Genomic DNA, 24,640 nt, shown 5'->3' with positions numbered 1-24,640 from the left:
CCGGCCTCAGTGCACAAGAAATCCGCGAAGCGGAGGGGCAGGCCGAAGCCTGCCGGGCTGCGCCCGCTCAGATTGAGCAGGCGAGGCAGGCCATGGGCACTTCGTCGTGCTCCAGGCCCTCTCTGGCGGCCGTGCGCTCGGTCTGGACGCTAACCCCGTCCAATTGCATTTGGACCTGCTCAGAGACGTCCTTGCTCGGCGTGTAGAGGCCTTCCCATGCCAGCTCCCCGGTTACCTTGGGCAGTCGGGCGATCATGGCAGCCAGCACGTCCACCTGCTCGGCGGCGTCCATGGCGGTGCGCTCGTCTGCCGGGTCGCTCTCCAGTACGCCCAGAGCGTCCTCGTAGCGGCGTTTGAGGTCAGCCTCCTGCAGGACCGCCTGGCAGTGCTTCACCAGGTTGCGAAGCTGCTTGTAGGCGGTCTCGCTTTTCCAGGTGAAGGACTCCGCTGCCGGCTTGCCAGTATCGATGGTGCCCTTGGGGAACCGGATCTGGGTAATGACAATCTTCATGTCAGCCAGATCGTAGTGGGGCATGGGTGTGGTGGCCTTGAACTTGTAGTGGTTGCCCACGGCGGACTTGATGCCAGTCAGGGAAGGGCTGAGGGTGATCAGCTCCTGCCAGTATGTGCCTGGGGTGAACTCCCGGCCGGTGAACTGGGCAATGCGAGAGTCGGTGTAAAGGGCGAACGCCACGAACAGCTCGTCATACGCCAGCTCGTCGGTCTCAGGCTCGAAGCCAAACAGGTCTTCGGTCTGGTCGTCCTTGCGTGTCTTAACCCGCTCAGGGGCCTTCTTGGGTACCTTCTCGTCCTTGCGGATATCGATGAACGCCGGCACCGGGTATGCCGCCGGGAAACCCGCTTCGGTCAGAGTCACGGGGATGTTGTCCCAGCGCTTCTCGTCCTCGGCTGTCAGCTTCTCCAGGCGCTCGGTGATTTCGAAGTTGTCCGGGTCGTTCACCAGCATGCCCACAGACTCCGCTACGCGCTGGAAGAAGCAGTTATAGCAGCCGCTGCGTGAGCGGTACTTGTAGGTCTCAGGAATGCCGATGGTGCGGTCCAGAATGTCGAATACCATCGCCTTGGTGATTTTCAGGTCGATGAAAGGGAACGCGGCCTTGGCGTCCGTCTCCATGCTGTACTGGAAGCTGATGCCGTCCCGGTCGGCCTCGTCGTACCGGATGCCCGCCAGCGACACGTAACCGTTGTCAGCCGGGATGGTGGCCATGTATTGGGTTAGCGGGTCGATCTTGAGCTGGCGGGTGCAGTACCGGGCCCGGCCAGACGGCAGGAAGCCGTTGTACTTGTCGATCAGGCCGAACAGGTCGTTCTCCGGCTGCAGGCGGGTAACCGCGATGCCGGTCATTTCCTCGATCTGATCGAGGGCGGTGTAGCAGCTATCCGGCTCAGCACCGGTGTCGGTGAAAAGGAATGTCAGGTTCTTGTAGTGCGGCGCCAGGTACGCCGCGGCGAACAGTGCCAGCACGGAGGAGTCAGCACCCCCAGAAAGGCCCACGATAACCTGGGCGCTGGGGTTGGAGATCGGGAGGCGGTAGCTCTCCAGGGTCTCGCGATCCAGATGGCTCTCAAAGATGCGCTTGATGTTGGTGATGTCGAACAGTTGCTTAACTGCGATCTCTTTGTAAATGCCCATGTCTCTCTGCCTCTTCAAATTGCCCTAACCTGGAAACCATTCTACCAGAATAAATACACCCTGCAAGGTGTATCGGTGAATTATTTCCCCGGAAAAGCATTAAAGAGATACAGCGCTAGAGCTGTTTGCTGGCGGTCTAACCGCCGCCAGCCTGGCGGTATTGGGCGTCCATATAGGGGTGCCGCCCCCAGTGCGTGATGTATTCAGAAAAGCCGTTCTGGATCAGGTACAGGCCGATATCCCCAATGTTGGCCGCAGAAACAGAGCATATCGGGCGTCCATACTTACCCACATCCCAACATCGGAAGGTGACCTGCTGGTCTTCCGTCAGGCGTTTCATGTGAGCGCTGATCGACTTGCCCCTGAGGGTGTTGCGGGCCTCATTGGTATGGACAGACTCTGCCGTATCAACCGCGCCAAGGCGCATCTTCACACTCCGGTACCGGTCGTTGAAGTGGTTCCTGTCTCGCGAATGGGCAAAGAGCTGGCGGTAGACCTGCGGCTCGATGCCGGAGACCCAGTAGGTGTCACCGTCCACGGCCCGGTAGATGTAGCCGGTGCCCTGCACATCGAATGCCTGGGCCTGGGAAAAGAGCAGGGCGCCCAGAAGGGCAATCAGGAGCCTCATAGCGGTCCTCCGAAGATGGCTTCAGCTTGTGATTGCGTCAGGCGGCCAACGCGCACCTTGTGTTGCAGGTCGGCCCTGTCCCCCTCACGCATTTGTTTCATGATGTCACTGGCCTTCCGGCCGCTGCCGGTATCACCGGCAGCTATCTTTCTGAAAGCTCGGATCTCGGCGTCGCTATAGCTCATCAGGCCACCTTCTGAATGTCGTTGGGAGTCAGGTGCATCTGGGCTGCCTTCTCTTCCCAGTATTCAGGGGTCAGGATGCCCTCGACGGCCGGGATCTCGACATTGTATTGGCGCGAAATGCCCGCCAGGATCTGGGAGATTTCCCGGGGCTGGACACCACTGAGCTGGATGTAGTTCCGGGCGATGCTGTTCACAAAGCCCAGTGAGGGCTCAGAATCGCGCAGGGTCTCCAACCACTCGGCATACCGATGGTTCCGGAAGTAATGCTGAAAATAGGTCTCAAACGACCCGTAGTAAGTCTTCAGCTTTGGGCGGGCGTCGTACTTCGCCTTCACAAACTTACGGAATGTCAAAATCATGGGAACTCTCCTGCGTGATTACCTAACCTGAAAACCATTGTACCAGAATGCGTACACCATGCAAGGTGTATTTAAGGCTAATTAACCGCGGCGCAGCCGTGGCGTAGCCAACCGGCCTCAGTGCACAAGAAAGGGCGCTTGCGCCCCGGCTGGCGGAACGCCAGGCACAAAAAAGCCCACTCAATGGCGGGCAGGGCGGAGGTGTTGCATCGTGCTAGCTGGCTGGTTGGGTGAGTTCGACCACCTCGCAGTCGCCTTTTTGAATAAAATTGACGTAACCTTCCGGTTCGCGACTTTTAAACTCGTCCCCGAAATCCGCCAGCAACGGGAAAGTTTCCCCGATGTGGGAGGAATACCATCGCATAGCGTCTGGGCAGCGGATGATCTTCAAGCCAAATCGGGTGCTGGGTTGTGCCATATCGTGCTCCTGCCTGTACGTTTGCCTAACCTGATAACCATTATACCAGAATAAGTACACCTTGAAAGGTGCTTTATGGCCTATCTATCCGCGGCGCAGCCGTAGCGTAGCCAACCGGCCTCAGTGCACAACAAAGGGCCGTAGGCCCAGGGCTGGCGGAACGCCAGACATAAAAAAGCACGCCGAAGCGTGCATCAGAGAGTTGATTGATTTCTGCTTTTGCGCCGAAAAGTCTCAGTTTGTGAGCGAATGATCTCTGAGAACTGTTTCGCCAAGGGCTTCAGCCTGCTTTGAAAACTGTTCGAACAGCGCCTGGGTACCGTTCACCTTTGTCAGATCAACACCGTGTTCCAGAGCAACATCCGCCAGCCTCTTAAGTGCCCGGGAGCCGCTGTGCGACTCTGAAAGGGCTTTCAGCGCATTCTTAACCATTTCGTCGCACTGCTTATCCCAGCAGTCAGAAACGCTCAAATAGGCGGGGCAATCGTTGGTTGTCTGAGAGGTGAGCGAACCCATGAAGTCCCTCCATGAAAGTTCACTTAACTTCTCAGGCCACTGGATCTCTGTGAATACCGGCTTGAGGCAATCACCGTCCCGCTCGAACGATTGTTTTAAAGGCGGAGAAGAAAGAATGTGGTCCATCCAGAACTGGATTTCAGATATCACCTTATCCTGATTCTCGGCCAGATAACCGTTCAGGAGCTCTTCGATCTCTCGAGCGTCTTCCTCGCTGATAGTTGGCCCCATCTGGGCATGAACGTAGCCCTCTCGATCGACAAGAATGCTCGAAACCCGCTCAGCCTCTGCACTCTCCTTGATTGTTTCGTTCGGTATAAGAAGGTGTCGATAAATCCGGCGGAGTATATCTACCAAGCGTTCAGGTTCTACGCCACCATAGGTTTCATTGCGATAATTTGTGCCCGATTCGTCGGCCAGGTTATGAGGGACAGCGGTCAAAAAACGCCATAAATAGGCGCCTGATACCTCAAGAACCTCCCGCTTGCCGGAATTAACGAAAACCATCTCAGCATTTCCGGCCCGCTGATGAGCCATATCGATAACATCACCCGCTGACGGTTGAATCATCGTGAATTTGATGTACTCCAGGCTAGGTATAACCTCACTTAAGGGCTCGAAGCGAACACCGTTCGTCTTGAAACGAGTACCAAATGGGCCTGAGAGATCATAGATGTCGGGCATGGATGGGGAACCTTATATCGAGTGCAGTATTCGCAGGTCTCATCGGCAGGCGGGTCGAAAATGACTCGCGAATAATGTCTTGTATCATTCTGCTGGCTCAAGAGCCAATGCTTGGCTGCAGCCAAATGCTTTGTTCGGGTCTTTTTCGGGGGTGTGATAGGCGAAAAGACAGAGGTATTTGACGCCAGTTTGTCCTGCGAAAACGGATGATCCACCACTGAGGGTTTTAAATTCATCAATACTCACAGGGCCAGCTTCAACGTCAGCCACTGCAACGAAACTGCTTTTCAGTTCTGCAGGAGAGTTGGCCATTCGTAACTGATAAACTGGATCGTAATCTCCATTGTCTGGGTGAGCAACCTCAATCCAGTCAATGGTGAATCCCGAGACCCCGAAAGGGTCTTTTGGGCCTACATTATATCTTGAGGCCGCAAAAATAATGGGCGGAGTATCCTGTTTCTTAAGCTCTGACGTTGCCTCAAACGTATAAGCCAGATCTCCTGCTGGGGATAAAAGGCCAAACCCGCTTGCAAACGCTTTCCATGAGTCGCTTTGGAAAAACGCAGATGCCGTAGCGCCGGCAGACACCTGGACGTAGTAACCAAGAAGGTTATCAGTGTATGCGTCATAGGTTTCGAACTGCGCAATCTTGTCTATCGCGGCCGTTTCGAAAGCCCCCTCGACTTGTGCATACGGTCCAATAAGCAATCCAAACGAGTCATAGAGTCGGGTACCAACACGGATGTCCAGCTTAGTTTTGGCCGAGCCAGACATTCGTCCGTCACGGATAAAGGTAGGCTCAAGCCCTGTGTCATTGAGTACCGTCGAAGAGGCTGTAATTCCGTCGATTTCATGGAAACGCCAGATAAATTCACGCTTCTCCCGTTTAGAGATTTCGCCGCCAACTATGCCCTCGATGTTAGATGCCAGGGTTAAATCCACACTGCAGCGCCATCCGAAGTCAGCTGCGATGATTATAGGTCCGGCCGGCACGGCGAAAGTTCTAGTGAGACGATCGTAAACCTCATTGTCCTCACGGTCGTCACACTGCAGAGATCCGGTTCGGTTCCCGTTAGCATCAAGCCTGGAATAGGCGCCGGCATCGAGATTGACATCAAGTACTGCGCGAACCCTGCCTTCGTTTGCAGAAAACACCCTAAAGTTAAAATCGGCTGCGAAGCTGCTGCCGAAAATGGCGCCGGCCCGAGCGTGAGAAGATGCATTCGATACGGGGCCGGTAATGCCCCAAATAGCTCCAACATCGAAGTTCGAAAGTACCCCATAGCGCGTTGAGCCAAAAGAAAGCTTCGTTGATCTAATGGCGCAATCAGAACTGAAAACCTCACGGTGACGATCAACCGTCAGACCCGAAATAGCACAGTATGCCAAAGCATCATATTCATCCTGGAAGCCTGTTGAGGGGGTAGCAACGACCAATAAATCCTCAGTGAACAATGAGTCAGGGAGCGTCAGCGACTGTCCAGTTAACTGATAGCCCTTTGAGAATTGCTTACGGTAAGGGTAGGGCGACTTCATGGTTCTATAAGGGAGAAAGTTGTTAGTAGCGTATTCCGCAATAGCGCCCCGGGACTGAACTGCAGTGGTCAGGGTACGCGAGCCGTTTTCTTCGGCGCGACCATCCCCAGCCCGAATGCTTACCTGACCGCTCTTGATGGCATCAGCCAGGTTAGCCGGTTCTGTCACTGCGATCCGCTTCCCATTAACGCTGTCGACTCCAACAACCTTCCTCAGGAAGCCCACCGGCGCCGTCTGAGGATCAGAGGCGGAAATAATGGAGCCAGCCCGAATATTCATCGCGTCAGGGCCAGAGAGAACCAAGTCACCAGAGGTTCTATCGAACGATTCAACTTCAAAGTCCTGGTCTTGCTGTGAGATAACGTTGTCTTGAATTTCCACAGGCCCAGTAACCCAAGCGGGTAGGGTATTCTGCATGGCCTCATAACCAACAACTTGCCCCATCAGGGTTCGAATATTCTCCATGGGCACCTGTAAATCGAGGTCTTCTGCAATAGGGCGAAGGTCATCCAGTACGTTGCCGCCGGCACCGTTTAGAATGCCGTCATCCGCAAAGTCGTCCGCCATAAGCGTCAAATCCCCGTTCACCGAGTTTTTTACAGACAAAGCAGCAGAAAGCACAAACAGAGCTGCATCGTTCCGATCGGCATCAGTGGTATCCGGGCTGATCGATAACGAGCCCAGCTCATCAACGTCTGATACAGATATTGCAAACGCTGCGTTTAACTCAGCAAGAGCCTGATCCGTTGCAGATGGGAACGAATTACCAGCACGAACTAAGTTAAGAGATCTTTGCGCATGAAGGTGCGTAAGTGAATTGACATTCGACTGGCCATAGCCATCAGTAAAGCGCGTCAGCGCAGTGAGAGTTGCAGGTTGAAGAGCATTGATGTCTATTTCACTAATAGTGTCGCCGGAAACCTCGATCAGAACCCAGCCAGTCCAGTTCACATCAATCTCAAAAACACCCACGTCGCGCATGCCAAATCGCTGGGTTGCCTGGCTGTTAGCGCCGTCATCCAGCAAATTTGCCACAACCACTGCATCCATTGCGTACGGCCCTTTTTCAGCCTTGCCAGTCGAAAATGTCGGTGTGGCTGTTGTTTCATCTCCTCCCGAACCTCCAGATCCACCGCATCCGGCTATGACTAGCGTCAAAGCCAGAAGTCCAAGGACCCGTGCGAGTTGTAATGTGGACAAAACACTGAAATCTATCACGGCAAACTACCCTTATTGTCGGATGGCATATTCTTCAGTCTGGATTCTTTGGTAGAGCCCCAGGCTTATGACTTGAATTCTCGGATTCGGTAGAGATTCCACAACCCATTCTGGCGTTATGTATTTAACAAATTCTGGTGCCTTGCTTTTGCCTAACCTACACCCATTTTAACAGGCCTAATACACCAAACAAGGTGCATGATGTTAATTCCCTGCGGCGCAGCCGTGGCGTAGCCAACCGGCCTCAGTGCACACAAAAGGGCGCCCCGCGCCCCATCTGTCGGACCGGCGGACACAAAAAAAGCCCGCTGAATGCAGGCTTCGGTGAGAAGTTGAAAATGCAGGGAGATTTAAGCGGCAGCCTCCTCCTTGGGTAGCGGCTTCAACCTTGCGTCAATGGCCACCTTGAGCGGGTCGCAGTCGGTTATGTAGAACCGTGATTCCTCATCCTCTGGGATCGACTCTGCGGTATCAGGGTCAAATCCCAACAACTCATGAGCAAAACGAGACTCGGGATTGTCGCCTTCGTGCATATTCCGGCCCATCATGAACACCCATTCCGGAAGAACGTGAACACCTATTCTGGTTTAACGTGAACAGCCATTCCGGCTGAAGATGAACACTTTTCGATGATTTTCCGGAATCGGTGTTCACCATGCCGGAATCCGCGTTCACATTCCCGGAACCGGTGTTCACGTTAAACCGGAATCTTTCTTAACGCATTGTTTATTCAACCGTTTGCTACTCTGGTTCCTTTTTTTGGGGTCCAGAGTCATGGCAGCAAAGAGAATTCCAATGCGCAAAATCAGAGAAGCCCTTCGCCTGAGGCTGGAAGCCGGGCTTTCGATCCGGCAGATCAGCGCTGGCACCAAGACCAGTGTCGGAGCCATACAGAAGCTCCTTTCTCAGGCTAACGCCTTAGAGATTACTTGGCCGTTGCCGGAGGATCTGGACGATGGCCGCTTGGCGGCTATGTTCTATCCGGGCTCAGATCCCACCTCATCGTCACGTTATCAAGTGCCTGACTGGACAACGGTTTATCAGGAACTCAAGCGTAAAACTGTCACCAAGCAGTTGCTGTGGGAGGAGTACACTGCCCGGTACCCCAACCGGTGTTACAGCTACTCGCAATACTGTGATCGCTACCGGCACTGGTTGAAGCAGCAAAAGCGCTCCATGCGCCAGACCCATAAGGCCGGCGAGAAATGCTTTATTGATTACTGCGGCCCCACCGTACCCATCATCAACCCGCAAACCGGCGAGATCCGCACGGCTCAGGTGTTTGTCGCCGTACTGGGTGCCTCCAATTACACCTATGCAGAAGCCACCTGGACTCAGGAGTTGCAGAACTGGCTGTTGAGTCACGTGCGCACGTTTGAGTTTTTTGGAGGTTGTCCGGAGATGGTGGTACCGGACAATCTTCGCAGCGGTGTCAACAAAGCCTGTCGGTACGATCCGGACCTGAACCCCAGTTACCAGCAACTGGCGGCGCACTATCAGGTCGCGGTGATGCCAGCGCGGCCCTACAAGCCCAAAGACAAATCCAAGGCGGAAGTGGGCGTGCAGATCGTTGAGCGCTGGATACTGGCCCGGTTGCGTCACCACACCTTCTTCACTCTGGCAGATCTGAATCAGTGCATCCGATCACTGTTGGAAGACCTGAACAGCCGACCGTTCAAGCGTCTACCAGGCAGTCGTCAGGACGCCTTCAAGGCGTTGGACCAGCCTGCTCTGAGGGCGTTACCGAAACACCCCTATGAGTACGTGGACATCCGACGCTGCCGGGTCAATATCGATTACCACATCGAGTTCAGCCAACACCATTACTCGGTACCGCACCAGTATGTGGGGGAGCGAGTGGAGATCCATGCCAGTGAGCGTCTGGTGCAGGTCTACTTCCGGCAACGGCAGATCGCCAGCCATCCTCGCAGCCATCAATTCGGCATCACCACCGAGCCTGGACACATGCCTACACGCCACCGAAAACAACAACAGTGGACACCTGGGCGTCTCAAGAACTGGGCCCGTGACATCGGGCCAGACACCCTGATCTGGGTCAGTGATCGGTTGGATGAGCGGGAGCATCCGGAACAGGCCTACCGGGTCTGTCTCGGGCTGCTCAATCTGAGTAAGGCCTACCCCGGTTCACGCCTGAACGCCAGTTGCCGTATCGCCAACCGCGAAGGCCTGAACCGCCTGAAACACATCAAAGCCATTCTCCAGAGCAACCGCGACAAACTGCCGGAACAATTGCCCCTGCATACAGAGCTGCCCCAGCACCACGAGAACATCCGTGGCCCGAAAAGCTTCCACTAGGAGACACCACCATGAGTACGATCAAGACCCTGACAAAACTAAGAGACTTGAAACTGGGCGGCATGGCTGCCGCCCTGGAACATCAACAAAACCAGCCGGGTACTTATGACGAGCTGTCGTTCACTGAACGGCTGGAGCTGTTGCTCGACCGGGAGTGCCAGACCCGGGAGCACCGGAAACAGGATCGCCTGGTTCGCCAGGCTCGCTTCAAGCTCCGGGCTTCGGTTCAGGACATCGACTACCAGCACCGACGCAATCTCAAGAAGGCCCAAGTGGCGCAGCTGGCCCAGACCGACTGGCTGGAACGAGGACAGAACCTGCTGATCACCGGCCCCTGCGGCAGCGGCAAAACGTATCTGGGCTGTGCCATTGGCCATCAGGCCTGCCTGAACGGTCTCAGTGCCCGCTACTACCGAATCTCCCGATTAATGCTGGAGCTGACGCAGGCCAAAGCGGACGGTACTTACCAGAAAACTCTGAACCAGCTGAGCAAAATAAACCTGCTGATCCTGGATGACTGGGGGCTGGAAGCGCTGAGCCCGGCGCACCGAAATGATCTGATGGAAATCATGGATGACCGGCACGGCACCCAGTCGACCATGATCATCAGCCAATTGCCCACCGATCAGTGGTACGCCGCCATCGGTGACAACACCTTGGCCGATGCCATTCTGGATCGGCTGATGCACAACGCCCATCGCTGGGCCCTGAACGGAGAATCCATGAGAAAACGACTTCCGGAAATTGACTGAACGTGAACACCCGGGGTACAAACCTCGGTGGGTAATGCGTTAAGAGAAAAGGTGTTCACGTTCAGCCGGAATGAGTGTTCACGTTCGCCGGAATACGCACTTCGATGATGTAGTAGGTATCGTCGTCATCACCATGGACTCGGCCCGTTACAAGGGTCAGATTTTCAAGATCTGGCCCCTGGGCCTGATCAACCAGATCCGAGTGGTTATGGACGAAAGCCGAAACGAAGCTATCGATGTCGATTGCTGCAATCGGGCGGGACTTGCCCTCGCGATGCTCGGCCAGCGCTTTCAATTCATTGCCAAAAACCATTAGCAGTGCCTTGGTAGCTTCCGTGGCGGGTCTTTGATGTTGGGTCATAGCATTACCTGTCAGTCTATGGATCGAAATCGGGTCAGAGGTTCATCAGGTCGTCGGCAACAGAAACGTCGAAGTAATCCTCGAACCAATGCCAGACCTCTTCTCGGTGGGTACCGGCGGCAAAGATCAACCAGTCTTCGACCAAGCACTCATCATCCAATGTCCCGTCGTGGTGAACCGGTACCGTACTGAGGTCTTTCCACAATGCTTTGGCGATAGCCTTAGGGTCTTCGAAGCCCCAGCGTAGACGACTGGGAAACAGGTCGCGCACCATGATCAGATGCCTGGCTGCTTCCGCGTAAGTTCTGTGCGAAGCTGAATTGTCCGCCAGCTCCGAAGGAAACACCGACTGGTAGTGTTCGCCGTCATGCTCAACCGTGAACACTTCAACCTGATTGCGCAGGTCTTCTGTTGTAGGGTTTAGGGGCGACTTCGTTACGCTGTAAAGACAGATCTCGCGTCCAGCCACATACCACTTATCATCTTCCAAGTTCACTTCGATGCGACTGAGTTCATCCAGCGAGATCATTACACCCATATCACCATGGACCGTTTCAATAGAGAAGTCAGCTACCAGTGTTTCTGGATCGCCGTCCGAATAATCGGCAATTTCTCCATGGAAGTTACGGGCAAAATAGCCATCGACTTCGATGGCGTTCGCAGCTTTAAATGCCTGAATGAATTTATTGGCAAGCGCAGTGAGGATGGGAGGGCGGTATCCCCGTACTTCATCCTGGTCTTCCGTGTCCTCGGGTTCAACCGCTTCCATGTTGGTAAGGCGGACCACGATGTGTCGGTTTCTGGCAAAGTGGGGGATGCCTTCGCCGTCTTCCCCGAATTTCGCTCTCAGGGCGCCGAGGATGGTGTCCCAAAGATCCTCAGGCATATCTGAGCTGTCGCCTTCGCCTTGGAGGTTGGGTTCCACGAGAACGGCCACGTCGGACCATTCCGTAGGGCAGCTGCCCGCCTGGTGCCACGAAAAGACGGTCTGGGTCTCGATATACCGGATAAAGTCTTCTCGCTCGAAGAACTCGGGGGCGTTCAACTGGACGTGCAACCCGAATTGGTCCTCAATGCCGCGATTCACGATAGAGTCGATCATGGCTCAGGCCTCCACTACCGGATTGGTGGAAATCTGGGAAACGCTGTGGAACTCCACGTTGCAGCCCGCTACGCGCCAGGTATTGCCCTCATCGTCGATCTCGATTTCGTCAAGATCCTGCTCAGTAACATTCAGTTCGAGCATGCCGTGTTCTGTCTCAACGGACAGCTCAATGACTGTTTCATCCGGTGCACCAGAACCGCTGTGAATGGTCTCGTCGTAGTACCGGACAAAGAATCCGTTGATCTCGATCGCGTCTGCATCCTGAAAAACGTCGAGGAATTTCTCGGCCAATGGGTTTCTCTTGACGGTTTCGACACGCTCAACCACATCACCGGCATTCGCGAGAGAGTAGGCCTCGTGCTTATCGCTCGTTGCCAGCGGCACGCCGTTGCGCATGACGGTAATCTCAAAGTCGTCAAGGCATTTGATGGCTACCGTGGCGTGCAGAACATCCAGAGCAGCATCCGCCAGCAGATGCTCAGGCGTTGAGGCGTCAACCGAAACGGGTACCACATCGGGAACGTCCAGATCGTCTTCGTGATGCTCGCTGTCATCCACCAGGGAATCGATCACAACGTCCAGTACGATCTTCTCCGGCTGCTCACTGGGGCTTTCCTGCTCAGCCAACGCACTTTCTAGCTCGGCCAGCACGCGGCGGGTAATGCCCTCAGAGCCTTCGCACTGCTTACGTAATGCTTGATGCTCTTCAATGGTGAACTTGAAGTCGCGCTCCTGTCTCAGGCGCCTCAGGCCCATGGCAACAGCATCACTCTTGGCAAGGCTTGGCAGCTGGTACCGATCTGCCAGCACCTTGATCGGCTCACCACGCAACAGGTCACGAAGGATCTTCATATCGCGAATGGTGCGGTCCTGGGCCGCCAGCTCATGTTTCGATGGGGTGAGGGAGTTTCGCAGCAGCTCGTATAGCTGGGATTTACCGTAACCGGCTTCTTGGAGGTACCGGCCGGAGAGAAGAAATGCCTCAACTTCCGAGGAGGGCGCCGAAAGGCCGTCCTCCAACGTTTGTACGCCAGTCTGAAAATCGTCGTTCTCCCATGAAACGAACTCCGTGGCCTTCAACAGCTCCATCGCTGCAGCCGCCGGCATTCTGAGAACAACCAGTTCTTTGGGGTTGGTGGTGCCTGTCATGAAATTCTCCTACCTGTGTTGATGTCCTAACCTGGAAACCATTTTACCATGGCAGGTACACCTTACAAGGTGTATTGCGGAGAGATTTTCCGGCGCCAGCCGTGGCTACGCCACTGCCTGAGTGCACACAAAAGGGCGCTTGCGCCCAGGGCTGGCGGAACGCAGGGCACAAAAAAACCCGCCAAGCGGGTTTTCTGCATGAGGTTGATTAGATCTGCATTAAATTTTCACGAGGTAAACTCCATGAAATTCTTCGCATTTATGAATTTGGTTTGCTGTGCATCATTTAGCATCATCACCGTCACATCGTTGGCGAAGGGATTCCCGAATGTCTCACAAAAAAGGGTAAGCATTTTTTCAGAAAGGCGGGCTGAAGAGCTAAGGCTCCCAGAAAAGAGCGCAGGCATTACGCCAAGACCTGAGGGCTGTGGTGCTCTTGAGAAGAAATGCTCAACCATCCCGTCAAGGGCAGCCTCCAAAATATCAGCGGATCCGTCGTCATGGACGGTTATCACCCCATTGAAAGTCTGCGGTGGAGCCGACTTTGTGTATGTTGTAACCCACCTGCTATTCCGCAAATCATGAGCTTTGAAATTACCGTGTTTCGCTCTGCTGACTAACTCGCGCATGTACATAAACTGGTCGTTTTCGCTCAACGTCGGCTTAGTAGCGCTTTCCAGCGAGTCGTCAAAAACCTCAACCGTAACCGAGTCGCTGATATCTGGCTGACTGGCTGTCAAAAGGTTTCTGATGTTATCCCCTAGTTCGGCCCAGTCCATCTCCGCTAAGTTATGAAACGGCACGCCGCCATTTCTCATCACAATCATGGAAAACTCGTCAGTATCGGTAAGGATCGAGACTGAAAAGAAGATTCGGTATGTGTCCATTAGTTAAGTTACCTTTTGTTTTCTTGCCGATCACTACGAGTACATGGGTGCTTGTTTGCCAGTTCTTTAAGCAAGTGCACCCCCAGTGGAAACTCCTCCAGCGCTTGGGCAGAAAGTGCCGGGCGCTCAAAGGTACCTACCGCCTGCCCAATCAGGTCCCGGATAGTCTGAATCCGGAACTGGGTACCAGGCTCAACACAAATGAGGGGGCCGTTAGCAGTGTATATTTTCCCGTCCCCGGCCAGAAGCATGGCAGCGAAAGCATCGTACAGACCGGCGTGCACTCCATTCAGGGCATTACGGGCCTGACGCTGCTCAACGTTCTGAACACTGGCCTGCTCCTGAATGGAGAAGTAATCCTGAACGCTGATCGCCAGAGCGGGGGAGCTGGCACCGATCAGTGCCAGCCATGTCAGGGCGAATATGAAGGGTCTGCTCATTGTTAACTCGCAAACAGTTCCGTTTGGCGGGTCCGGACAATCGTCCGGTTCCCGGCGTTTTCAATCAGGTGATCCTTGATGGAGCCCATCAGGGCCTTATGCATACTGTAGTCAACAGATTGCCCCAGCAGTTCCACTTCCTGCTCCTTGGCCATCCATGAGGTCACAAAACCCTCTTCATCCTGGGGGATCGACATCAGGTCTTTGATAAGTGCCGGGCTGGGGGCATAGATACGGCCACCATCGGCAATATAACATCCGTCTTTTACGAGGCGATCCTGTGATTTTATGATAGTCGGGCAATAGGTGGATTCCCGGGTGATGTAGTTGCCACCGCGCTCAACCGCTTTGGGGCTGGTAATGGCGTAGCTATCCGTAATGTCACGGCACTCGTGCAGACGGGCTTCCACAATTGGCCAGATCGGGGTTGTGTTTCTCTCCTGTGGTGCCGGGTGCTCATAACCCGGGAACACACTGGCTACCATGTGGTACCGGCGACGGCTCTGGATGCCACCGTAGTCCCGGGCGTCCATGACAGCCTCAGAGATGTGGTATCCCCAGCGACGAAGGGTCGTCTTCAGGATGTCCCCGGCCGCACTGGTTCCGAAGCCCGGAACGTTCTCCACGACTACCAGCATGGGCTCAAGCTCTTCGATCGCCCGAAGGGTGGGAAGGAACATTATACGACCGTATTTTTGCACAAATCGTCTGGGTGGGTGGGCTAACCCTCAACTTACCTACTGTGCACTCAAGAAACTGCACAAATTTATCTCCTCTAAAAAAAACCAGAAGCAAAAAATTAATCTAAATATATCAATACTCTACGAAACACTGAACTCAAAAATTACACAAAAGCAGCTCAGCATAAGGTGTGCAAAATGAACTTACCTGCGGCAATACAGCTTAACCCTTATAGGGCTAGTCCCATACCCCAGGCCGCACCAAAAAACCATTGACGCCTTGAACTTCTCGGCCGCTCTGGCATTTACCTAAAGGCGCGGCTAATTCGGTGATGCTCTAACCTCAGTATGAACTGGGTATACATTACGCTAATAGCTACGCTTTGCTATTAATGCCGGCTTTCGAGCCAAAACATTCCCGAAAATCGTTGATCAACGGTGCAGCATCATTGAAGAATGGCAACCCGAAAATCTTGTAGTCCTTTCCTTGAAACAAAAGGTGCATTTTCGCATCTGTCTCAAGTTGTTTGAGAAAGTCCTCTTTCCACCTATCCTGATCTACCAGGTGAGCGCCTTTTGGCTCAATGAAAAGCTGCATAATTTCCTCGGTTCCAGACCCAGCCCTTCGGAGGAACAGTACAAAATCAGGCTCAAATGCTTGGCCGCTCTCAAAGGCAAAAAGCCTAACCGCCCTTTCATTCCGTAACAGATGGAAATCGTCGTACAACTTACGTAGGCGATCCGCGTGATCATTCAGAAATTTGATGAAGTGCTTTTCCTGGTCCGTGCCATAGCTGTCGTCATACGCGAACCAATCCTTGGCTGTAAGGTCTATCTGATCCAGTCCTGGCACATTGCTTTCGCCTTTAACCCAACTCAGCCCAGTTTCACCTTCTAAGCGTAATTTCAACGTGTTGTCGGTAAAGCACTCGCTAATCTTATGCGGCTTAAATTCCTTGGTACCAACGTATTCCACGCTTTCAGTTTTTACCTCGCTTTTAATCTGGTTCAGCACATACTGCACGATATCGAGCTTTTGTCGGGCTGTCAGTCCTTCGAGATCCTCAGGTAGCCCACGCACCGTCACCGTGACTTCGCCAAGATAAGCAGTCGACATCATGAATTCTGATAGGCTGGAAAGCTTAGGAAAGAAGTTCCTCAGATTAGCAAAATGAAAGAGTTCATCGGAATCCAACGCAAAGCGGAGAATAGCCTTACCAAAATCTGCGAGATTGAAGTCGCGCGAAACAGGCTCTTTGGCGCTAGGCTTCAACGCTAAACTACCAGTACCGAAAGCTGAAGCCTCTGTGACGCGCCCCGTCATCAAGCTTGGATACGTATAACTGCCCCTGATCTTGTATGCCTCTAACCCATCCACCTCATCGCGCGGGTTCTTTATCCGGTCATTTGTCCAGACATGTCCTGACAAATAGAGAGGCGACTGTTTGAAGTTCTCTTTCAGACGCACTTGCACGGTTCTGGTGGCGTCGTCCAACATGCCGGTTTCGCGAAGAGCATTGCGAATGTCCTGAATATACTTTGGGTTATGGGAACAGTGATAATGCAGCTCTTCCAAAACACGCAAGGGGTTATCCAACGCGCTGTCATACTTGCGCTTTTCCTTAGCGGCATCAGGCTGATCGGGGGCGTTGAAGGGGAAATAGCGTGCCCCGCGCCCAATTAACTGAGCCTCAGCCATGGTTGTCTTACCTACCTTATTGGCTTTGCCATCGCGGGTGTCATAGAGGCGGACGATGTCGAACAAGTTCAACACGTCCCATCCTTCGTTAAGCTTATCGACCGCAAAAATTACCCGAATCTCGTTTTCCCGATCCTCAAGGGCGTTAAGCTCTATCTGCCTGTTTTCCAAATCTTTTGGGTTGTTTACGTTCACTACTTTCTCTGGAGCGAAATCGCCACAAAGCTCACGGGCGAAGTCTGCCCCACTAACGTTTCTTTCGTCCATGATATAAGTGAAGGCGCGGGAGAGGGTTTCATCATCTTCAGATGCTGACCTGATCGCCTCAAGCGCCTCACCGGACAGACCGCTGACCATTTCAGTAAAGGCCGACTCATTGTCGGCGCTCTCCTTAATTGTCTTAGATTTCATCAAGATCACGGGTTTGCAATGCAATCCGTGCGCCTCGGCTACCTTGCGACGGTACTGACTCATTACCATTGCCTGCATCATTCTCTCTGTTGCTGGTAAGTCAGCTTGCCGTAATTCTATGTCTTTGGAATATCCGTCTTCACGAAATTGCTTGAGTGAATAATCATACAAAATCTTGTCATGATACTTCGCTCGAATTGCTGGATGCGACAGGTCTACCGTCGCCGTAAATTCAAGTAGCATGTTTTCGGAGTTCTGCTTAAAAATCTCCGACACTGTGCTTTCCCAACTTGCTTTATCCTCGGCTTCACCTTTGGTAAGTGTTTTCTTTGTTTCGGCATTCAGGTGGTGAGCCTCGTCCGAAATCATCGCCACCTTGTGGTCGCGGAAGTCCTCGATCGTGACGGAGTTCTCTTTCGGGGCCTGCATCCGTGTATGAAGCCCTTGAATTGTCGTGAAGTGGATGTTGATCGCATCAACATTCACTGCGTCGAAGGTGTCCACCGCGCGGATGTCTATCGGCTTTTCGTCAATACGAATCTCCGAAGCGAACAGGTGCTTGGCGGATGCTGGATTAAGGAAATTATCCTTGGTCTTCTCAATGATCTGAGAGGAGTTCACGAAGAACAGGAAGTTGCGATAGCCACGCCTGTACAGATCGAGAATCAATGCTGCCATCAGTACCGTCTTGCCGCTTCCCGTTGCCATATGGAACAGCAAATGAGGAGCAGTTGGGCGAGACTCGTATTTATCTAAATAGAACAGCCAACGCTCGAGTGCCTTGACCTGATATGGTCGTAGTGCAATCTGTGGAGCAAGGCTTTCAACAATTTCGGCCGGTATATCTGCCGTGAGGGCGCCGTATTTGGCTAACGCATCAAACTCTTGTGCGAGACTGTTTGTCATTCTTTAATCCCATAAAAAGAGCGGGTCGCAGTTACATCTTTATCGCTGACATTGAAGCTCTCATCGCCGAGGGAGCCGAAGTTGACATAGAGATGGTTTGCATCGAGGCAGTCCATCAAAACTCGCCGACCATCATCCAGCGGCAGGGCAGCAAAGTCCTCAGTATCGAAGGCGTTCAGGTCTACGTCATAACGCATATAGCCGGTAGACTGGATATCAGCGTATATGGTTTGAAGGGTGGCGATATCTTCGGCGGCGCCGATTCGGTCAGCGAAGGCCGAGTTGGACTGGGCAAGTTCAGCATATATAAACGACCCACCGCCTTCCCACTCTACCAATTTGGAGATTCCGCTTTGCTCTCCTTCGATAACTTTCTTTAGGCGAGACCCGGGCAGGTCAAGGATATAATCCATCTGCTCCACAGCGATCCACTGTCGACGCATTTTATGTGCAACGGCAGCAGTGGTGCCAGATCCCGAAAAGAAGTCGAGAACCAAGTCACTTGTAGATGAGGTGAACATCTGAATAATTCGACGCGCAAGAGCCTCGGGCTTCTTACCAGCTGGGAAGCTTATTCCTCCCTCCGACTGCAAATTGTTCGTAGGGATATCGTTCCATAGATTTGAAACCGGACGCGCGACTAGCTTCTCACCATCAATTTCACGCACCCCCTTTCCCAAGAAATAGACCTGGCGCCCTTGGTACAGATAAATTGGATCAAGACCCTCGCGATGTAGCTTTATTACGTAGTCAAGGTCACGCGAGCGCTTTAGATGTCCCGTCAGCCAAGCCGAGGGTTTTTGAAGGGTTTTCGTTTCAAAAACTCGAAAGGCGTTTTCTACTGCGAACTCATTTGCCCTTTCGTTGGCAAGCTTAGTCGCTTCTTGAGCTCCAAGCTCACGTTTCGCCTTGGCCCATTGGCTATTTGCCGTCTCGCCAGTGAAGCCAAGTTCTTCAAGAACATGCGAAAAGATCCCCTTAAATTTCCATTCCTCGCAGGGATCCTCAAAGTTCTCTATAAAACGCGAAAAGTGCCCAAGATCAACCTCTGGGCTACCAATATAGGGAACCTGATATTCAAAACTTGCCTTTCGCTTTGAGTAACACAATATAAAGTTCGTGACCTGTGTAGGCCCGACGTTGATGGTCTTGAAACTGGAAGTGGTAGCTGCTTCAACGGAGATCGTGGTGATGTAATTTGAGGCACCAAAAACTTCATCCATTAACACCTTACAGTAGTGTACCTCCGTATCATCAAGTATCACAGCAACTGCGCCCTCATTAGATAAAAGGTCTGAAGCAACTTCCAGCCTGTTCCGCATAAAGGTCAGCCAAGTGGAGTGATTGAACCGGTCGTTGTATCGAAAACCGTCATCTCCTGTGTTGAACGGCGGGTCTATGTAGATCAACTTAACTTTGCCCGCGTAGCGTGCTTTGAGGGAGTGCATAGCCAACAAGTTGTTGCCTTTGATCAAAAGATTGTCGTGCTCTGACACCTTCTCCACGGGCTTGGGGCTACCAGCTGCCACTGCCTCCTCATCCCAGCGCTCCCAGCCAGTCAGCACTTTGGGCTCGAACAGGCGTGTGATGTCGTCTGGCGCAAGAGTTGTATTCCAGAAAACCTCATTCCGGCCGGTGTCTTCCTTCGTCATCCCACCTTCTAACACGCAATCTTTGTATGGCCATGACAATACTACGTCACACGACTGACTGAGGTAGTCGCGCCCATTTGTCAGACCGATACGGTTCTTAAAGGAGGTGTAGCTGTCTGGCAGAAAGGCCTTGTTGGAAACAAAGTCCTGAAACTTCACCTTGTCAAACACAAGCGCACCCGCTACATCGGTAAAGAAATACGTCTTTATGGCGGGCGACTGCATCAGTAGCGTCAGTAATCCGGAATCCATCTTCAGAGCGGCTTCGATCACTGCGTTCTTAAGGATTGTCCCGTCCGAAATAAAGGCTTGGTCTTGCTGCAACAGGCTTTCAAGCTCTTTAAATAGGTTTTGCAATTTTCACCTTCCTGCTTGGTTACAACATGGCTACGCTGCATATGACGTCAATATTTTGCAGCCGCCTTGGCAGCGCAATCTGTGGTGAACGATCAGCGAACCTGTTTGTCTTGGATGACCCATACACCACTTTCGTAGGGTCAAACTCTTTTGTGACGCTACTTCTACTCTTTTATTCCATAAAATAGGCGGGTCAAGGTAGCGTCTTCATCGCTGATGTTAAAGACCTCATCGCCCAGGGAGCCTAGATTGACATAGAGGTGATTTGCATCAAGGCAATCCATCAGCACCCGCTTGGCGTCGTCGAGTTGCAGGGCAGCAAAGTCGTCGACGTCGAAGGCGCTCAGGTCTAGGTCGTAACGCAGATAGCCGGTCGCTTTAATATCTTTATGAATCGCTTGCAGCGTCGCGATATCTTGAGCCGATTCAATGCGGTCTACAAAGACAGAATTGGAGGCAGCGAGCTCTGCATAAACGTAGGAGCCACCCCCTTCCCACTCGACCGCTTTTGAGATACCACCCTGCTCGCCTGCAATGACTTTTTTTAACCGAGACGCTGGCAAGTCTCGGATATAGTCCAACTGTTCAACAGCGATCCATCGCCGACCCATTTTAAGTGCCACGGATGCGGTGGTGCCTGAACCGGCGAAAAAGTCTAGAACAATGTCACCAGGTTTAGTAGCCACGTACAGGATGCGCTGCAATAGACGCTCAGGCTTCGGGGTTAGTTTATTTGCTTCTTCCGCCCCAAAAAGCTCATAAACCTCTCGCTTCGCTTCATCAGTGTGGCCAGCCTCATCATGGGGCCACCACGTCCATGGCGCTATTCCTTCTATATCTTTAAGGAATTGCTTTCGAGAAGGCATCGCGTCGCCATTTTTACCGAAGTAAATGCGATCATCTGCGAGCAGACGCTCATACTCTGCTTTGACTACCTTCCAGCAAGAGCCCGCAGGTGGCCTGTGAACCTTTCCATTAGGTGCCTCAATTTCATACATCTGATTAGGTCGATATCCTTGAGCAGATAGCGAAACACCCCGCCAAAGCCCGCGTGGATCATTGTTCGGATTCGAGTAGACGGCTTTCTGTTTCGCCCCAAGGGGCAGCTTGTTGAAGCTGTCTTTGTATGCTCCAGGTACCTTTGAATAAAGCAACACATGATCATGCGCCGCTCCAATGGAAGTTCTATTTTCACGTGAGTAACGTTTTTGCCAGACAACATTGGCGATAAAACAGTCACGCCCGAACACCTCGTCCATCAACACTTTGCAATAGTGCACTTCATTGTCGTCCATATTCACAAATATCGTGCCGTCCCTGCTCAAAAGCTCCCTTGCAACTTCAAGCCGGCCCCGCATAAAGGTCAACCAAGCGGAATGGTTGAATCGATCATTGTACTTAAACCCGTCTGAACCAGTGTTGTAAGGCGGGTCGATATAGATCAGCTTAACCTTGCCCGAATAACGTGCCTTCAGAGAGTGCAGTGCTAACAGATTGTTGCCTTTGATCAGAAGATTATCGTGCTCCGACAGCTCCTCGACGGGCTTGGGTTTATCGGCTGCAACAGCTTCAGAATCCCAGCGCTCCCATCCAGTAAAAACCTTGGGTTCAAACAGTCGCGTTATGTCGTCCGGAGCCAAAGTCGTGTTCCAGAACACTTCGTTTCGACCCCTATCCTCTTTTGTCATACCGCCTTCCAGCACGCAATCCTTGTAGGGCCAAGCCAGCACAACGTCGCGGGATTGGCTCAGATAGTGATGACGTCCATCCGTCAGGCCAATGCGGTTCTTGAAGGCGGTATAACTGTCGGGCAAGAAAGCTTTATTGGAGACGAAGTCCTGAAATTTCACCTTATCGAACACAAGCACACCTGACACTTCGGAAAAGAAATGTGCCTTGATTGTGTCGGATTGCAGCAGGAGCTCTAGTAACCGAGAGTCGAGGTTTAATGCCGCTTCGACCACCGTATTCTTAAGGATTGCGCCATCGGAGATGAAGGATTGCTCCTGTTGCAAAAGGCCTTCAAGATCTTTAAATAGGTTCTGCAATTTTTACCTTCCTGCTTGTAAAAACGTGGATGTAAACAAACCCGCTGATAAGCAGCCAGCCCAAGCCGGCGAGCTTATTACGGATACTCGACGCACGCAAAAGGGAGCGGATCCAACTTAGTCGTTGCTAGGTTCAGTGAATGACCATCGGGCAGCGTCTTGGACCTGTTTCGAAAACCAATGTGAAATCCGCCCGGTTGCACCCAAATGGGGATTACCTTGTTTACAACACCCAAGCTCACCGGCTGCAATCGAGCAAAGCGGAATTGCCGCCAGTGTGGAAGCTTCGTGTTGGGAAATCATTAATCTTGAGCCAAGAACTCATTGATTTTGGCCATCCAGGCCAAGACGTCACCATCGGGGTCAATTGCATCCAGACGTGCTTTGGTCATATGCGCCGCCCCGGCACTACATAGAAACTCTTTGACGCGGCTCTCGCCCCACCTATTTCCCTGAGGCGCCACCGCATTCAGCTCATTCTTCACAAGGCTTGGGACGTCCTGGAAGTCTTCCGGTTGCAGCCCGATCTGGAGGTCAATGCCAGCATCAGCAATCGCCTCGTTTATTGCGTCGACGTGTAGATAATTTTCTATTTCCAGCTTATTTGTCGAGGTGGCAAAGCAATTGGGGCGAGCATTCACTTCATCGATGTATCGCTGGTACTTCGGAAGCTCTGGGGGCTGCGTATCTCTGTCATAGAGGTGAAACTCAGGCCTATTCAGGTTTGCTAGGCGGTTGCACCAAAGCGCAAGACCGGAACCGCCGAATGGCGTAAAAATAACCTCCCCTTCGACCTCTAAGCGCCCCAAGTCAGGCACATCTTCCCCCGCCTCAATTAATACACTGGAGATGTTTTTCAAAAAAGGAATATCTGTCTTTCCTTCGACTCCGATAAACACTTTAACGGTGTGGTCTGGAAGTACCCCAAGGCTTGATGCGATTAGACCGTTTGTTTCTTCCGTCCCGCCAATAGCAATGTCTTTGTCGCCGTTCTCGCCCTCTGTCACGAAGCGTAGGGAATCAGCAGGAACAACCCTGGCTAGCATTGGAGTATGCGTTGTGATGATGACTTGGTCAGTACTTGCCAGCTCCGTAAGAGCCGAAACGAGCAGCCTCTGGTTGCGAGGATGCTGACTTGTCTCAGGTTCCTCAATCGCCATGATCACACTTGCCTTGCTCTGCTCTGCAATTGCCTTCTGTGCCTTGGCCCGGAAGAAGTTCAACAGGATAAGTCGCCGGACTCCGCTGCCGCGTTTGTTTATGGGGATATCGTCATCGCCCGTGATACTGGCCTTAAAGAGGCTGCTCCAGTTGGGCTTCGTGAACGAGGGTGTTAGTGTGGAGGCCAGAGTAGGGTCCATTTCCTTAAGCTTTGCCAGAGTAAGATCAGCAATCTTCTTGACCTCCTGTTGAATATGCTCCGTTATCAAATTGAGTTCTGCCTCTTTTGACTTAAGAGCCTCTTTGATAGCCGATTTCAACGGGTCCTGAGCTTCTGGGTCCTGATCTGTGCTTGATCTGTCAGATTTGAAAAGGGCGAATGCGGGGAGAGCCGCTTGAATTCCTTTCCATATGTTACTCCCGTTCCCTTCCATCAATGATACCGAAACAGGGGCAAGGCCCAGCTCTTTCACCGAGCCTCGAAGAACTTCACGGAGTTGCGCATTCACCTTTTTGTCAACGTTGCTTGTATCAGCACGGAGTTCCTGCGCCAGCTGTTTTAGCTCGGTATTGTTGAGAGTTGTCAGAGTAGCCACATGCACGTGTGTTGGGTGATATGCGTTTACGTATAACGAGCTCAGCTTTGGCTTTTCGAGTTCACCATTGAAGGTCTTTTGGACTTCCAGCATTCCTTGCTGGTTAGTCAAATATTCTGCATCAAAAGAAGTCGTGGCTGTCTGATCGAGCACTACGGACTCAGGCAAATCAGAAAAAACGCATGTGATTGTTAGATCTTTTGGATTGCCGAATTTACAAGCATCATCTTTATCCGGCGCCCCGTCGTTGAGAAACATGTCTAGTGCGTCCAAGATAGTGGACTTACCCGCATCGTTTCTTCCGACCAAAGTGGTTAAATCGTCAAAGGGGACCGAAATCTCATCTTTGTAGCCACGAAAATTTCTGATGCGGACTTCCTTGAGCTTCATTGCATTCCCTCACTCGAAACCAATTGCGACCCTAGTCACTTAGTCACAGACAAACAATTATAGGTGGATGGACTGGCTCGCTTGTATCGCGAATTACATGTAATTGCGTTCGCAAACTTACCCCATCTGATTCGCGCACCTCAAAACCATAAGACTCAAGGGTATGCCCACAGGTATGTGCCTTGAGGTGCAGCAGCTGATTGGCCCTTTGTGCTAAGCCGTGACATCCGATGTGAGTTCGTTCCTCGGTAAGATGCGTAGTGTTGGACCATGACTTATCAGAACATCGGTATCATCCGGCACCTGCTCTAACTTCCACTCTAGCTCTTCCACTAGGTCATTGAATGCCATGAGCCTATGGATGGGCCGGTATGGGAAACCATACAAGTTTATTCCCTCGACTGAAACTCACTCAGTTCAGGGCATAGAGGTACCGATAAGTACTGGGAGGTAACAGCCTCCAAATAAACCTGACGGCTTTCAAGCTTTAATCCCCGTTAGCCCTTGATCTGTAGACTGCGCAAAATTTGAG

The 24,640-nt window shown here is 52.4% G+C and carries 20 protein-coding genes; 2 read left to right on the top strand and 18 right to left on the bottom strand.

The window, feature by feature from the left end; genetic code table 11:
- Positions 1-67: 67 nt before the first annotated feature.
- The 8 genes from AC5JQH_RS22565 to AC5JQH_RS22530 form a co-directional block, all read right to left on the bottom strand.
- Positions 68-1,654: a phosphoadenosine phosphosulfate reductase domain-containing protein gene (locus tag AC5JQH_RS22565; protein ID WP_493806101.1), complete on the bottom strand. Its 1,587-nt coding sequence runs from the start codon at positions 1,652-1,654 to the stop codon at positions 68-70.
- Between the two features lie 136 nt (positions 1,655-1,790).
- A complete protein-coding gene (locus AC5JQH_RS22560) occupies positions 1,791-2,282 on the bottom strand; it encodes a thermonuclease family protein (protein ID WP_493806100.1) in 492 nt (163 codons plus the stop codon).
- The gene (locus AC5JQH_RS22555) at positions 2,279-2,467 is read right to left on the bottom strand and encodes a hypothetical protein (protein ID WP_493806099.1); all 189 of its coding nucleotides are present in this window, start codon (positions 2,465-2,467) and stop codon (positions 2,279-2,281) included. Before AC5JQH_RS22555 ends, AC5JQH_RS22560 begins: the two co-directional genes overlap by 4 nt.
- Positions 2,467-2,826 (bottom strand): hypothetical protein, encoded by a 360-nt coding sequence (locus AC5JQH_RS22550; protein WP_372997656.1) that lies wholly within the window; start codon positions 2,824-2,826, stop codon positions 2,467-2,469. Before AC5JQH_RS22550 ends, AC5JQH_RS22555 begins: the two co-directional genes overlap by 1 nt.
- Positions 2,827-3,040: 214 nt before the next feature.
- Complete coding sequence (locus tag AC5JQH_RS22545; protein ID WP_136631079.1) at positions 3,041-3,244, bottom strand: hypothetical protein; 204 nt, start codon at positions 3,242-3,244, stop codon at positions 3,041-3,043.
- 234 nt (positions 3,245-3,478) lie between these two features.
- Positions 3,479-4,444 carry a hypothetical protein gene (locus AC5JQH_RS22540; protein WP_136631078.1) on the bottom strand — a complete coding sequence of 322 codons (966 nt, stop codon included), beginning with the start codon at positions 4,442-4,444 and terminating at the stop codon, positions 3,479-3,481.
- Positions 4,445-4,528: 84 nt separating this feature from the next.
- A complete protein-coding gene (locus AC5JQH_RS22535) occupies positions 4,529-7,198 on the bottom strand; it encodes a hypothetical protein (protein WP_153637339.1) in 2,670 nt (889 codons plus the stop codon).
- Between the two features lie 350 nt (positions 7,199-7,548).
- On the bottom strand, positions 7,549-7,746 hold the full coding sequence (locus AC5JQH_RS22530) for a hypothetical protein (RefSeq protein ID WP_493806098.1): 198 nt from the start codon (positions 7,744-7,746) through the stop codon (positions 7,549-7,551).
- Between the two features lie 226 nt (positions 7,747-7,972).
- On the opposite strand from AC5JQH_RS22530, the gene istA reads away from it, so the two are divergent.
- Positions 7,973-9,514, top strand: a complete 1,542-nt coding sequence (gene istA / locus AC5JQH_RS22525) for an IS21 family transposase (RefSeq protein WP_011783362.1) — start codon at positions 7,973-7,975, stop codon at positions 9,512-9,514.
- An 11-nt stretch (positions 9,515-9,525) separates the two neighbouring features.
- Positions 9,526-10,266, top strand: coding sequence for an IS21-like element helper ATPase IstB (istB, locus tag AC5JQH_RS22520; protein ID WP_011783363.1), 741 nt, complete (start codon positions 9,526-9,528; stop codon positions 10,264-10,266).
- A gap of 61 nt (positions 10,267-10,327) precedes the next feature.
- Here the strand turns inward: istB and AC5JQH_RS22515 are convergent, their stop codons facing one another.
- The 10 genes from AC5JQH_RS22515 to AC5JQH_RS22470 all read right to left on the bottom strand — a co-directional run bounded on the left by AC5JQH_RS22515 (position 10,328) and on the right by AC5JQH_RS22470 (position 24,108).
- Positions 10,328-10,627 carry a hypothetical protein gene (locus AC5JQH_RS22515; protein ID WP_493806097.1) on the bottom strand — a complete coding sequence of 100 codons (300 nt, stop codon included), beginning with the start codon at positions 10,625-10,627 and terminating at the stop codon, positions 10,328-10,330.
- Between the two features lie 34 nt (positions 10,628-10,661).
- Positions 10,662-11,729 (bottom strand): hypothetical protein, encoded by a 1,068-nt coding sequence (locus tag AC5JQH_RS22510; protein WP_493806096.1) that lies wholly within the window; start codon positions 11,727-11,729, stop codon positions 10,662-10,664.
- A 3-nt stretch (positions 11,730-11,732) separates the two neighbouring features.
- Complete coding sequence (locus tag AC5JQH_RS22505) at positions 11,733-12,881, bottom strand: hypothetical protein (protein ID WP_493806095.1); 1,149 nt, start codon at positions 12,879-12,881, stop codon at positions 11,733-11,735.
- Between the two features lie 227 nt (positions 12,882-13,108).
- A complete protein-coding gene (locus AC5JQH_RS22500; RefSeq protein ID WP_153637341.1) occupies positions 13,109-13,768 on the bottom strand; it encodes a hypothetical protein in 660 nt (219 codons plus the stop codon).
- A gap of 8 nt (positions 13,769-13,776) precedes the next feature.
- The gene (locus AC5JQH_RS22495) at positions 13,777-14,208 is read right to left on the bottom strand and encodes a hypothetical protein (RefSeq protein WP_136630295.1); all 432 of its coding nucleotides are present in this window, start codon (positions 14,206-14,208) and stop codon (positions 13,777-13,779) included.
- Between the two features lie 2 nt (positions 14,209-14,210).
- On the bottom strand, positions 14,211-14,909 hold the full coding sequence (locus AC5JQH_RS22490) for a DNA cytosine methyltransferase (protein ID WP_493806094.1): 699 nt from the start codon (positions 14,907-14,909) through the stop codon (positions 14,211-14,213).
- Between the two features lie 355 nt (positions 14,910-15,264).
- Positions 15,265-17,904, bottom strand: coding sequence for a DEAD/DEAH box helicase family protein (locus AC5JQH_RS22485; protein ID WP_493806093.1), 2,640 nt, complete (start codon positions 17,902-17,904; stop codon positions 15,265-15,267).
- A complete protein-coding gene (locus tag AC5JQH_RS22480; RefSeq protein WP_493806092.1) occupies positions 17,901-19,913 on the bottom strand; it encodes a DNA methyltransferase in 2,013 nt (670 codons plus the stop codon). Before AC5JQH_RS22480 ends, AC5JQH_RS22485 begins: the two co-directional genes overlap by 4 nt.
- Positions 19,914-20,077: 164 nt before the next feature.
- Positions 20,078-21,961: a DNA methyltransferase gene (locus tag AC5JQH_RS22475; RefSeq protein ID WP_493806091.1), complete on the bottom strand. Its 1,884-nt coding sequence runs from the start codon at positions 21,959-21,961 to the stop codon at positions 20,078-20,080.
- Between the two features lie 302 nt (positions 21,962-22,263).
- A complete protein-coding gene (locus tag AC5JQH_RS22470) occupies positions 22,264-24,108 on the bottom strand; it encodes an ATP-binding protein (protein WP_493806090.1) in 1,845 nt (614 codons plus the stop codon).
- Between the last annotated feature and the right edge of the window lie 532 nt (positions 24,109-24,640).

Source organism: Marinobacter sp. H13 (genome assembly GCF_059072335.1).
This window is presented reverse-complemented; position numbering and strand designations above follow the sequence as displayed.

Excerpts from the sequence above, each read along its gene's own strand:
- AC5JQH_RS22505 (WP_493806095.1), bottom strand. The coding sequence starts at position 12,881 with ATGACAGGCACCACCAACCCCAAAGAACTGGTTGTTCTCAGAATGCCG.
- istB (WP_011783363.1), top strand. The coding sequence starts at position 9,526 with ATGAGTACGATCAAGACCCTGACAAAACTAAGAGACTTGAAACTGGGC.
- AC5JQH_RS22515 (WP_493806097.1), bottom strand. The coding sequence starts at position 10,627 with ATGACCCAACATCAAAGACCCGCCACGGAAGCTACCAAGGCACTGCTA.
- AC5JQH_RS22560 (WP_493806100.1), bottom strand. The coding sequence starts at position 2,282 with ATGAGGCTCCTGATTGCCCTTCTGGGCGCCCTGCTCTTTTCCCAGGCC.
- AC5JQH_RS22545 (WP_136631079.1), bottom strand. The coding sequence starts at position 3,244 with ATGGCACAACCCAGCACCCGATTTGGCTTGAAGATCATCCGCTGCCCA.
- AC5JQH_RS22540 (WP_136631078.1), bottom strand. The coding sequence starts at position 4,444 with ATGCCCGACATCTATGATCTCTCAGGCCCATTTGGTACTCGTTTCAAG.
- istA (WP_011783362.1), top strand. The coding sequence starts at position 7,973 with ATGGCAGCAAAGAGAATTCCAATGCGCAAAATCAGAGAAGCCCTTCGC.
- AC5JQH_RS22550 (WP_372997656.1), bottom strand. The coding sequence starts at position 2,826 with ATGATTTTGACATTCCGTAAGTTTGTGAAGGCGAAGTACGACGCCCGC.
- AC5JQH_RS22530 (WP_493806098.1), bottom strand. The coding sequence starts at position 7,746 with ATGATGGGCCGGAATATGCACGAAGGCGACAATCCCGAGTCTCGTTTT.
- AC5JQH_RS22485 (WP_493806093.1), bottom strand. The coding sequence starts at position 17,904 with ATGACAAACAGTCTCGCACAAGAGTTTGATGCGTTAGCCAAATACGGC.
- AC5JQH_RS22555 (WP_493806099.1), bottom strand. The coding sequence starts at position 2,467 with ATGAGCTATAGCGACGCCGAGATCCGAGCTTTCAGAAAGATAGCTGCC.
- AC5JQH_RS22470 (WP_493806090.1), bottom strand. The coding sequence starts at position 24,108 with ATGAAGCTCAAGGAAGTCCGCATCAGAAATTTTCGTGGCTACAAAGAT.
- AC5JQH_RS22500 (WP_153637341.1), bottom strand. The coding sequence starts at position 13,768 with ATGGACACATACCGAATCTTCTTTTCAGTCTCGATCCTTACCGATACT.
- AC5JQH_RS22495 (WP_136630295.1), bottom strand. The coding sequence starts at position 14,208 with ATGAGCAGACCCTTCATATTCGCCCTGACATGGCTGGCACTGATCGGT.
- AC5JQH_RS22565 (WP_493806101.1), bottom strand. The coding sequence starts at position 1,654 with ATGGGCATTTACAAAGAGATCGCAGTTAAGCAACTGTTCGACATCACC.
- AC5JQH_RS22510 (WP_493806096.1), bottom strand. The coding sequence starts at position 11,729 with ATGATCGACTCTATCGTGAATCGCGGCATTGAGGACCAATTCGGGTTG.